This is a genomic window from Calidithermus chliarophilus DSM 9957, from assembly GCF_000430045.1.
Lineage (GTDB): Bacteria > Deinococcota > Deinococci > Deinococcales > Thermaceae > Calidithermus > Calidithermus chliarophilus.
In genome coordinates this window covers 163,247-174,273 of the sequence record NZ_KE387025.1, presented here as the reverse complement: position 1 = coordinate 174,273, position 11,027 = coordinate 163,247, and the positions used below count along the sequence as shown (strand labels likewise).

Here is an 11,027-nt window from a genome sequence, read left to right as displayed (position 1 = left end):
CCCCGCTGCGCCTGGCGCCCGGCACGGTGGGGCTCCCCCCGCAGAGCGCCGCGGCCGAGACCCTGCAGCCGATGGAGCCCGCCGGGCTCGTGGGCGACAAGGTCGTGCGGACCCTGCGCTTCGACGGCGTCCCCGCCGCGCTGGCCGGGCTCAAGCCCGGCAGCTACCTGGGCCTGCCGTCGACCGCCGACAACCCCTACGGCTTCCTGGGCCAGGTCGAGGAGGTGAGCACCGCCGGGGGCGACCTCACCGTCACCGCGCACCTCGCCCCCTTGCCGGAGGTGATCCAGCAGGGCGGCTTTTCCTTCTACCAGGAGGTCGACGGCGAGGATCCGGGGGTGCGGGCCCAACTGGCCAAGGCCGAGGTGCTGCTGCCGGGGGCCCGCGTCCTGACCGCTCCCACCCCGCAGACCGAGGAGCTGAAGCGTCAGCTCTTCGCGGAGGCCAAAGCCCAGGCCCAGCAGGTCTATCCTGCCAGCGCCGCCCGGCCCAACGTCGAGTTCGCGCCGATCTGCCTCGAGATCAAGCGCGCGAAGATCCTCCCGGGCGACGGGCCCGACGACGGCATCTTCATGGAGGGCTCGACCTGCTTGCGCATCTCCTTCGACGGCAGCATCTGGATCTCCGCCAAGGGCATCGAGGCCAGCTTCTCGGCCACCGCCCGCCAGACCGGCAAGCTCAAGGTGTTCGGCAAGGGGAGGATCTACCAGCAGGTCACCGCCACCGTCCCCCTCATGGTGCTGCCCCTTCCCCCCATCAACATCTCGGTGGCGGGCTTTCCGGTGGTGATCAACCCCACCGTGAGCGTGCGCTTCGTCGTGGGCGGCAGCATCACCTCGGAGTTCTACGTCAAGGCCGAGGAGAGCGTCTCGCTCACCGCCGGGGTGAGCTTCGACGGGAAGAACTGGAACCCCTTCAGCTCCGAGCGCCACAGCATCAGCTTCGACTCCGGCGGCTCGATGCAGGGCTTCTCGGTGCTCGCGGGGGTGGGGCCGCAGGTCAACTTCTACTTCTACGGGGTCTACGGGCCCGACTTCGCCCTGGTGCCCTACCTGGAGTTCGACGCCAACTTCACCCGCGACCCCTGGTGGCAGCTCTACCTCGGCTTCAAGGCCTTCATGGGCCTCAACGCCAACATCAGCTACGGCTTCTCGGGGCCTAAGGAGGTCCTGCAGTCGGCGGGGCTGTTCTTCTTGGGCATGCTCAGCGACTTCAAGTACGAGGTGCTGAACATGAAGTTCCTCATCGCCCAGGCCCCGCCCAGCCAGCGGCCGGTCATCGTCCGGATAAGCCCGGAGCAGACGAGCGTCCCCGCCTGCGGGCGCACGGTCCTGCGGGCCAGCATCCAGAACAGCCTCAAGGGGGTCACCTGGGCCGCCAGCGGCGGGGCCGTCTTGGGCGATGACGTGATGAACAGCGCCACCTACTTCGCGCCCCCCACCCCCGGCACCTACACGGTCACCGCCACCTCCGCCGAGCAGCCCGGCCAGCAGGCCAGCGCCCAGGTCACGGTGACCCCCGGCGGCAGCGGGCCCCTGACGGTGGTCGTCACCGGCCTGCCCGCCGGCACCGTGCCCAGCCTGCGCCTCACCGGGCCCAACGGCTTCTTCTTCGCCCCCAAGACCTCGGGGAGCTCGAGCGGGGAGGGCGTGTACCACTTCGAGTGCCTGCCCGAAGGCGCCTACACCCTCACCGCCGGGCTCACCCCCGCGGGCGACGCGGTCTACTCCCCCAACCAGGGCAGCGACCGGCCCGCGCTGCAGGTGGTGCAGAGCGCGAGCGTGGGCCCCGGGCAGACCCCGCGCCTGCAGGTGAACTACAACAACGTGCGCGCCAACCTGAAGGTGGTGGTGAGCGGGCTGCCGGACGGGGTGCAGCCGGCGGTCGCGGTCAGCGGGCCGCTGGGCTACACGCACACCGTCAGCGCCAGCGGCGAGACCCTGCTCCAACTGCTCAACCCCGGCACCTACAAGATCACCGCGGCCTCGCTCGAGCACGGCGGCTACACCTACACCCCCGCCCTCAGCCAGGCCGAGGTCGTGCTGCCGCCCAGCGAGACCACCACCGTCACCGTCAGCTACTCCAGCAACAGCCCCCGCGGGCTGTGGGTGGCCAACCAGATGGGCAGCAACCAGAACGTGCTCTTCTACCCCGCCGGCGGCACCGCCCTGGCCCAGACCACCATGGGCGGCGGCCTGACCTACACCCCGGCCCTCGCCTTCGACCCGCAGGGGCGGCTGTGGGTGGCCGACGCCTTCTTGGGTAAGGTGCTGGCCTACCCCGCCGACCGCCTCAAGCAAAGCCCCGACCCGCTGCACAGCTTCGCGCTGCCCTCCAGCCCGCAGGCCCTGGCCTTCGACGCCCAGGGCAACCTGTGGGTCGCGCTGCAGGCCCCTTACGGCTCCGGCGAGGGCGGCCAGGTGCTGCGCTACCCCGCCGCCGGGCTGCTGGGCGCGGCCCCCACGCCCGACCTCACCCTCAACGCCGACGGGGCCTACCGCACCCCGATGTCCCTGGCCCTCGACGGCGAGGGCAACCTCTGGGTGGCGTACAACGGCAGCGCCCAGGTGGTGCGCTACGCCGCGGCGGGCGGCTACGGCAGCGCCACCGCCTACCCGCTGGCCCAGGGCCGCGGCAACCTCAGCGCCCTCACCTTCGGCCCCACCGGCCGCCTGTGGGTGGGCACCACCGGCGCGAGCGTGCTCGAGTACGACCCCTCCGCCCTGGTCGAGGGGCAAGACGCCACCCCCCTCACCCACGTCCACGGCTTCAACGGCGGGGGCAGCATCGGCGGGCTGGCCTTCGACCCCGAGGGCAACCTCTACGCCTCGGTCTACAGCAGCAGCTTCGTGAACGGCGTCTTCCGCTGGAGTCCCGCCTACCTGGCTCAGAAGGGCGACCTCGACCCCTACGAGGGCATCGGCAACATCCCCACCTACATCGCCGGCATCACCAACCCCGTGGGCCTGGCCTACTGGCCTCCCCGCTGAGGGCGCCCAGTCGCCCGGGGGCCGGGGAGGATCTGCGCGATCCGCCCGGCCCCCGGGCGGGTTTTATGCCGGCTTCGCGAGCGGTCTTCTACCCGGTTCGGTCAGCTCGGCGCCGGACGGCGGGGGACTGACAGGGCCGAAGTCATCCGCGTGGCGGAGGGCGGTAGCGCCCCTCGGGAGGGATGCGCTCGCTTCGCCGACCGTCAGGGAGGGGTGTGCTCTGGGATTCAAAAAGATAACCCCTGGGGCTCTTTGGTTTGGACGATGATCTTCTTGAATCCGATATTCGGCTCCCCGGATGCCCCGCTGTTGCCGCGGAGAAAGAGTTTGTCCGGGATAGGGTTAATTCCAGGGATATTTTGACCTTGACAGACCCGGGGTTCGGAGCAATAAAAGGAGGCGATCGGAAGGGTTCGCAACTCTGTCCTGTGGTCCCCCGACCGATCGGGGATGTCGGCCCGGCCCCGCAGGGGCCGAACGCTGGGGGGTAGCCCCAGGGGTTCGCAGGCGGCCTGTGGCAGGCAGAGAGTTGGCGGATCGCGATGAGGAAAACGCACAGCACGGCCCGGCGCTTGATGGGGGCGTTGCGGAAGGACCTGCCCCTCCCACAGCGGCTGCGGGAGGGCTTGCGGGTGGTCCTGGAGCAGCCGGGGATGGCCGGGGGGGCGCAGGCGGCGCTGTTCCTCGACACGGAGGCGGGCCCGCGACGGGTGGCCGAGACCGGCTCACCCCCCGGCGGCTGGGGCCTCGAGCCCGGAACCGCCGAGCCGCCCGAGGGCTGCCGGCAGGTGCCGCTGCGCGCCGGGGGCCGGAGGATCGGGCTGCTGGTGCTGTACTCGCCGGGGAGCGGGGAAACGCCGGACCTCGAGCCCGCCCTGGACGAGGCGGCGGGGCTGCTGGCCGCCGCGCTGGCGTGGGCCCGGCAGACCCAGCGCCAGGCGGCCTTGCTGGCGCTGGGGGCGGGGGAGGCCTTCCTCCTCGACGCCCGGGGCCGCCCGGTGCTCGTCCACGGCACCCCCGCCAACCCCGGGCCCTTCCCGGAGTGGGGCGCGGAAGCCGCGGCCTTCTTCTGGGAACTGCTCGAGCACCCCCTGCAGAGCCACGGCCGGGTGCTGCGCCTGGGGAAGCGGTGGGTGTCGGTGCGGGGGTGCAACCTGCTGCCCGACCCGCTGGTGGCCGGGGTGGCCTTGACGGTCGCGGACGTGACGGAGAAGGCCCAGGCCGAGCGGGCGCGCGAGGTCTTGTCCCGGGTGGCCGACCTGCTGATCCGGGCCGGGGAGGAGACCCCCTTCCTGGCCGGGGTCTGCCACCTGCTGGTGGAAGCCGGGTACGGGCTGGCCTGGGCCGGCTGGGCGCGGCCCGGCTTCGCGGTCGAGCAGGTGGCCGCGGCGGGGGCGACGGCCTACCTCGAGGGCCTGGAGGTGACCTGGGACGAGGGCCCGACGGGACAGGGGCCCTCGGGGCAGGCCCTGCGCACCGGGCGCCCGGCGCTGATGCGCTTCATCCGCGACGACCCGGCCTACGCGCCCTGGCGCGAGCGGGCGCTGGCCCACGGCTTCGAGTCCAGCCTGGGCCTGCCCGTCGAGGTCGGCGGGCGGGCGCTGGGGGTGCTCTCGCTGTACGCCCCCGAGCCCGACGCCTTCTCCGCCGAGGAGCTGGGGCTGCTCGAGCGATTGGCGGCCCTGGTCGGCCGGCGCGTGGAGTTCCTGCGCCAGCGCGCCGAGACCCACAAGCTCTCGCAGGTGGTGGAGCAGGAGCCCGAGCCCGTCCTCATCACCGACCTGCAGGGCCGCATCGTCTACGCCAACCCGGCCGTGGAGGCCAAGCTGGGGTACTCGAGGGAGGAGCTGCTGGGCCAGAACCCGCGCCTCTTCCGCTCGGGCCAGCACCCCAAGGAGTTCTACGCCGACCTCTGGCAGACGCTGGGGTCGGGGGAGGTCTTCCGCGCCCAGTTCGTCAACCGGCGCAAGGACGGCAGCCTGGTGCGCGAGGACAAGATCCTCTTCCCCCTCCACGACCGGCAGGGCGGGGTGGTGGGCTACGCCTCGGTGGGCCGGGACGTCACCCGCGAGGAGGAGCTGGTGGGCTGGCTGGGCGCGGTGCTGCGGGCGGTCCCGGTCCCGGTGGTGGGCCTGGACGAGACGGGCCGGGTCACGCTGTGGAACCCGGCGGCCGAGAGCACCTACGGCTACGGGGTGGAGGAGGTGCTCGGCCAGCCGCTGCCCATCGTGGGGGAGCGGGAGGAGGACTTCAACCACAACCTGGCCCGCCTGGCCGCCGGGGAGACGCTGCACGGGATCCGGGTCAGCGCCAAGGACCGAGGGGGCTCCCTCATCCCCAGCCTGCTCTACGCCGCCCCGCTCGAGCGCGGCAGCGTGCGGGCGCTGGTGGACATCCGCCCCCTGCTGGCTTTGGAGCAGGAGCTCGCCTTCAGCCTGCGCCTGTGGCAAGACCTGCTGGAGTTCACCAACCAGGTGCTCTCGAGGGGGGTCGCCCGCGACATCTTCCAGGCGGTGCTGCAGCGGGCGGTGAGCCACATTCCCGGCGCCCAGGAGGGCCACCTGTTCCTGCGCGACCCGGACGAGCACTACCGCCACGTCGCCCGGGTGGGGCCCGGCAGCAACGGCCTGAAGGGGCTGTGGGTGGAGCCGGAGGGGTTACGGGTCCTCGAGCTGGGGGCGGCTGTGGGCTGGGTGCAGGAGCCCGCGCTGAGCCTCGAACCCATGCTCTACGCCCGGATCGAGGCGGAAGGGGAGGTCTTCGGGGTGCTCTACCTCGGCGGCCCGGTGTCCCCGGCGGCCTCGGGCGTCGCCGGCCTCTTCGCCGCGCAGATGGCCTTGTGGCTGCGCTGGCAGCAGAGCCAGGAGGAGGTGTCCTTCCTTGCCTACCACGACTCCCTGACCGGGCTGCCCAACCGCCGCCGCCTGCGCGAGGAGGTCTCGATCTGCCAGGAGGGGCCGGGCGGGGTGGTCCTCATCGACCTCGACGGCTTCAAGGCCGTCAACGACACCCTGGGACACGCCGCTGGCGACCGGCTGCTGCAGGAGACGGCCTCCCGCCTGCGCGCCGCGCTGCCGCCTGAGGGGCGGATCTTCCGGATGGGGGGTGACGAGTTCGCGGCCTTGCTGCCCGGCCCGCCCGAGGAGGTCACCCGGGCCCTGGAGCAGATGCGCCGGGCCATGGAACCGCCGGTCGTGCTCGACTCGAAGCTCGTGCGCATCAGCTTCTCGGCCGGGATCGCCTACTGCCCGCTCGACGGCCAGGACCTCTCCACCCTGCTCGGCCGCGCCGACCTCGCCCTCTACCGCGCCAAGGGCCAGCCCACCCGCACCGCCTTCTACGACCAGGCCCTCGAGGCGGCCCTCTACCGGCGCCAGGACCTGCTGATGGCGCTGAGCCACGCGCTGGCCGAGGGGGAGCTGCTGCTGCACTTCCAGCCCATCGTCGGGCTGGAAAACCAGCAGCCCGTGGCCTACGAGGCCCTCGAGGCGCTGGTGCGCTGGCCGGGCGGGCCCGCCCCCGCCGTCTTCATCCCGCTGGCCGAGGAGACGGGCCTGGTCAAGGAGCTCGACCGCTACGTGCTCACCCGGGTCGCGGCCTTAGCCCAGGGGCGCACCGTCAGCGTGAACCTGTCGGTGCAGAGCCTGACCGACGCGGGCTTCGTGGCCTTCCTGGCCGGGCTGCCCAACCGGGAGAACGTCGTCCTGGAGATCACCGAGCGGGTCCTGGCGCACCCGGAGACCTTCGCGGCGCTCCAGGAGGTGGCCGAACTCGGCTTCCGCCTGGCCCTCGACGACTTCGGCAGCGGCTACTCCTCGCTGGGCTACCTCGCGCGCATGCCTTTCTACGCGCTCAAGGTCGACCGCCTGTTCACCCAGGGCATCGGCGAGAACCCCCGGGCCGAGGCGGTGCTGCGGGCGGTGCGGGACCTCGCCCGCAACCTGGGGCTGGCGGTCGTGGTGGAGGGGGTCGAGACCGACGCCCAGCGCGGGTGGCTGCTGGCCGAGGGCTTCGCGTGGGGCCAGGGCTTCCTCTTCGGGCGCCCCGCCCCCATGGAGAGCTTCGGCGGGGCGGCCAGCCCGCCCCGCCTGTAGCCCCGGCCCGTGAGGGGGGCGCTCAGCGCACCTCGAAGGCCAGGTGGAAGGCCGGCAGCCGCTCGCCGGGGTGGTCCTGGTGGTGCAGCATGGGGAGCTGGAAGTGGTCGTTGGTGGTGGTGGCGGTGGGGGCGTCGCTCTTGCCCTCGTAGATCGAGGGGTAGAGGTCGAGGTAGTGCCAGCCCGGCTGCAGGGGCGCGGTGAGGTAGACCGTGATGTCCCCGCGGGTGTTGAAGCCGCAGGCGTAGCCGAGGTAGCTGTTGTCGAGCACCAGGGTGTAGATGTTGCCGGTGCCGGTCCAGCCGGTGCCCTTGAGGTTGAGCCTGAGCTCCCCCCCGGGCCGCACGGGGCTGGGGCCGAAGGAGGCCACGCTGGGGGTGATGCGGTAGGTGAACCGGGCCTGCACCTCGCCGCTGCGGGCGGTGAAGACCCGCTCGCCCTCGAGGTCGTCCGGGGTGGGCAGGGTCAGCCTGAGCTGGCCCTGGGCGTCGGCGGCGAAGGTCCCCAGCGGCACCTCGGCCTCCTCCCAGCCGCCCCCGCCCACCCGGTTCCCCCGCACGCTGCGGTAGGAGAGGGCCACCGGGGCGTTGGCCGGGAAGCCCTGGCCCAGGAGGTTGATCAGGCTCCCCACGGTGCCCGAGGCGAAGTCGGCGCCGAGCCGGGGCCCCGCTCCCGAGGCGGGCGGGGCCGGCTCGCGGGCGAAGGCCTGGCTGGCCGGGTCGGGGGGCAGCACGGCGGGGCCGGGGGTGAGGGTGAAGACCGCGCCGGTGCGGTAGGGGATGGCGGGGATGTAGTTGGGCGACTGCTCGCCGTTGAGGTAGCCGCGCCGGGGGCCGTTGATGAGCTCGAGCAGGTGCGGCCCGACCTCGCCGGCGGCCCGCACGGTGGCGACGGCCGTGCCCTTGGTGGAGATGGCGGTGAGCCAGCCGGTGTACTTCTGGTCGTAGTAGAGGTGGCGGCCGCGCTCGTAGAAGCGGTAGCCCAGCCCCGTCACCTTGACGGTGATGGGCGTGCCCAGCGGCCCCGAGGTGGGGGAGAGGGTGAGCTGGGGCACCACCACGAAGCCCTGGCGGGCCACCTCCTTGTCGCCCGCCACTAAGGCGGTGTTGTGGACGTAGCCGTAGTCCTCGGGGACCACGAAGCTGAAGGCGGCCTGGCCCTGGGCGTCGGCGGTGACCTTCAGCACGGGGGTCTTGGTCTCGCCGGCCTTCACGCCCAGGTAGAGCGCGTTCTCCACGACCCACCGGGCCTCGGCGCTGAACCAGACGAACTCGAGGGTCGCCCCGGGCGGCAGGCCGGCGGCCCGGGCCTCCACCCGGGTGCCCACCGGGCCGTGGTCGGGGGTGAAGGTCAGGCGGGCCTGGGCGAAGGCCAGCCCGCTCGCGCACAGCAGCAGCATCAACCAGCGCATGATGACCTCGCTCTCGGACGGGCCCGGGGCCCTATTTCGGGTACTTGGCGTGGTTGTCCTGCGGGCTGCCCGGCTTGGCCCGCTCGGCCTGCACGGTCGCGGCGCTCACCGCGCCGGCCGCGTTGCCCCAGGCGCTGCGGACGTAGGTCAGGATGGCGGCGACCTGGGCGTCGCTCAGCGACCCGAAGGCGGGCATGTTGCCGTCGTAGTTCTGCCCCCGGACCGTGATGGGCCCCTGCAGCCCGAAGAGGACCACCCGCGCCAGGTAGGCCGCGTCGCCGGTGACCACCCGGCTGCCCGCGAGGGGCGGGAAGGCCCCGGCCAGGCCCTGGCCGTTGGCCTGGTGGCAGGAGGCGCAGTACTGGCCGTAGAGCGCCTGGCCGTCGGCGGCGGCGGCCTGGGGCGCGGCCGCCTGGGCCTTGGCGATGGTCAGCACCGCCAGCCCCACGTCCTGCCCGATCGGGGTGAAGGCCCCGGTGTTGCCGTCCTTGTCCTTGGCCGTCATGCTCCACTTCAGCGTCCCCACCGGGGCGTCGGCGGGGATCTGGTAGCTCGTCGACCAGAACGCCTCGCGCTTGGGGGCGTTGGGGTCGGGCGGGTGGGGCCCGTAGCGCATGTTCAGGTTGGCGCCGTTCTCCAGTGTCACCGTCACCGCGAGGCCGAGCTGCTTGATCTGCTCCTCGCTGAGGCGGGCCTGGGTGGCCAGGTCGAACACGACGGCCCGCCACACCACCTGCTCGCCGGGGAAGAACACGCTGTTGGCCACGCAGACGGCCCCTTGAGCGCCCGCCGAGCCCCGGACCACGTCAGCCTGGATGAAGTACTTCGGGGCCGCCAATGCCGTCAGTGAAAAACAGGCTGCCATCCACACGAATATCGATCTCATGCCCCACCCGCTTTCTTTTGGAATTTGTAACCTTACCTTCTACACCGTAGCAGCGTTTTCGGCAAGGGAATTTTGTCCCCCGTGACCGGGCCGAAGCGGCGCGGTGGGTCCGCGGGGCGGGTAATGCCCTGGTAACGGGGACGCGCCATCGTGAGGGTGCCACCGGAGGCGGGCTTCCGGGCGGCGAGGTGGAAGGATGAGGGCCTTCAAGGACCGGCAGGAGGCCGGGCGGATGCTCGCCGGGCGGCTCCTGGGGCTCGGCTACGGCGGGCGGGCCGACGTGTGCGTGTTCGGCCTGCCCCGGGGGGGCGTGCCCGTGGCTTACGAGGTGGCGCGGGCGCTCGAGGCCCCGCTCGAGGCGTGGGTGGTGCGCAAGCTGGGCACGCCGGGCCAGGAGGAGCTGGCCATGGGGGCGATCGCCGCCGGCGGGGGCCGGGTGCTCAACGCCGAGGTCGTGGCGGGCGCGGGCGTCCTCCCCGAGGACGTCGAGCGGGTCGAGGCCGAGCAGCGCCGCGAGCTCGAGCGCCGCGAGCGGCTCTACCGCGGGGACAGGCCCTTCCCGGCCCTCACGGGCAAGACCGTGATCCTGGTGGACGACGGCCTGGCCACCGGGGCCACGATGAAGGCCGCGGTCGCCGCGGCCAGGGCGCACCGGCCCGCCCGGCTGGTGGTGGCCGTGCCGGTGGCCCCGCCCGAGACCCTGGCCGAGGTGAGGGCCCTGGTGGACGACGCGGTGTGCCTCCAGACGCCCCCCTTCTTCCAGGCGGTGGGGCTGTGGTACGAGCACTTCCCCCAGACCTCCGACCAGGAAGTGCAGGACCTGCTGGCTCGAGCCGGGCAGGAGCCGGCCCCGGCGGCAGGGAAAGGAGGAAAGCCATGACCCCGCAGATCCCTGAGTCCCTCAAGAGCGAACACGCCGAGCTCCACGCCACCCTGGCGGCGGCCACCCGGGCGGGAGGCCGGGTGGGGGAGGCGGCCCGGCGGGTCGCCGAGGTGCTGCACGCCCACTTCGTGCGCGAGGAGGAGGTCGCCCTGCCGCCTCTGGGGCTGCTCGAGCCGCTGGCCCGGGGGGAGGTCGCCCCGGCGATGGCGGGGGTGCTCGAGCTGACCGAAGCGCTCAAGGCCGAGCTCCCGCAGATGCTCGAGGAGCACCGCCACATCCGGCAGGCCGTGGCCGCGCTGGCCCAGGCCGCCGAGGCCGAGGAGCGGCCCGAGTACGCGGAATTCGCCCGCAAGCTGGCCCTGCACGCCCGCACCGAGGAGGAGGTGCTCTACCCCGCGGCCGTGCTGGTCGGGGAGTACCTCAAGCTCAAGCTCCGGGGCTGAAAGGCCCGGGCCCGAAGGAGGCAAGACCATGCGCACGCCCCTCGTGACGGCCTTCGGCGCCGTCCTGTCCGTGCTCCTCAGCGCCTGCTGGACACCCCCGCCCGGGGGCTTCGGCCTCAGCCTGACCCCTGACGCCCTGACCCTGAACGCGGGCTCGAGCGGGAGCCTCACCGTCAACCTCGAGCGCTTCGGCGACTTCGGCGCGGCGGTGAGCGTGACCGTGAGCGGCCTGCCCGCCGGGGTCGCCGCCGAGGCGCTGGTGATCCCCGCCTCCGCCAGCCGCGGCACCCTGGTGCTGAGCGTCGCGGCGGACGCGGCGG

Annotated in this window: 7 protein-coding genes; 5 read left to right on the top strand and 2 right to left on the bottom strand. The window is 72.8% G+C overall.

Going from position 1 to position 11,027, the window contains the following annotated elements:
* Together MEICH_RS25480 and MEICH_RS27305 are read left to right on the top strand one after the other, a co-directional pair.
* On the top strand, positions 1-2,990 hold a 2,990-nt coding region (locus MEICH_RS25480; protein WP_036219468.1), incomplete at its 5' end, for a hypothetical protein.
* A gap of 542 nt (positions 2,991-3,532) precedes the next feature.
* Entirely contained in the window at positions 3,533-7,084 is a 3,552-nt protein-coding gene (locus tag MEICH_RS27305) for a bifunctional diguanylate cyclase/phosphodiesterase (RefSeq protein ID WP_157202855.1), read from the top strand.
* Between the two features lie 22 nt (positions 7,085-7,106).
* Here MEICH_RS27305 and MEICH_RS0115790 read toward each other — a convergent pair whose 3' ends face one another.
* Both MEICH_RS0115790 and MEICH_RS30245 read right to left on the bottom strand, forming a co-directional pair.
* Positions 7,107-8,495 (bottom strand): hypothetical protein, encoded by a 1,389-nt coding sequence (locus MEICH_RS0115790; RefSeq protein ID WP_157202854.1) that lies wholly within the window; start codon positions 8,493-8,495, stop codon positions 7,107-7,109.
* Positions 8,496-8,526: 31 nt separating this feature from the next.
* A complete protein-coding gene (locus tag MEICH_RS30245; RefSeq protein ID WP_245587687.1) occupies positions 8,527-9,360 on the bottom strand; it encodes a c-type cytochrome in 834 nt (277 codons plus the stop codon).
* 217 nt (positions 9,361-9,577) lie between these two features.
* Here MEICH_RS30245 and MEICH_RS0115780 point away from each other — a divergent pair, with 217 nt between their 5' ends.
* From MEICH_RS0115780 to MEICH_RS25465, 3 genes are all read left to right on the top strand, one after another.
* A complete protein-coding gene (locus MEICH_RS0115780; protein WP_027893414.1) occupies positions 9,578-10,261 on the top strand; it encodes a phosphoribosyltransferase in 684 nt (227 codons plus the stop codon).
* Entirely contained in the window at positions 10,258-10,707 is a 450-nt protein-coding gene (locus tag MEICH_RS28855; protein WP_027893413.1) for a hemerythrin domain-containing protein, read from the top strand. The genes MEICH_RS0115780 and MEICH_RS28855 overlap by 4 nt, the downstream gene beginning before the upstream one ends.
* 28 nt (positions 10,708-10,735) lie before the next feature.
* A partial coding sequence (locus tag MEICH_RS25465) for a hypothetical protein (protein ID WP_036219466.1) occupies positions 10,736-11,027 on the top strand: 292 nt, incomplete at its 3' end.

Excerpts from the sequence above, each read along its gene's own strand:
- MEICH_RS27305 (WP_157202855.1), top strand. The coding sequence starts at position 3,533 with ATGAGGAAAACGCACAGCACGGCCCGGCGCTTGATGGGGGCGTTGCGG.
- MEICH_RS0115790 (WP_157202854.1), bottom strand. The coding sequence starts at position 8,495 with ATGCGCTGGTTGATGCTGCTGCTGTGCGCGAGCGGGCTGGCCTTCGCC.
- MEICH_RS30245 (WP_245587687.1), bottom strand. The coding sequence starts at position 9,360 with ATGGCAGCCTGTTTTTCACTGACGGCATTGGCGGCCCCGAAGTACTTC.
- MEICH_RS0115780 (WP_027893414.1), top strand. The coding sequence starts at position 9,578 with ATGAGGGCCTTCAAGGACCGGCAGGAGGCCGGGCGGATGCTCGCCGGG.
- MEICH_RS28855 (WP_027893413.1), top strand. The coding sequence starts at position 10,258 with ATGACCCCGCAGATCCCTGAGTCCCTCAAGAGCGAACACGCCGAGCTC.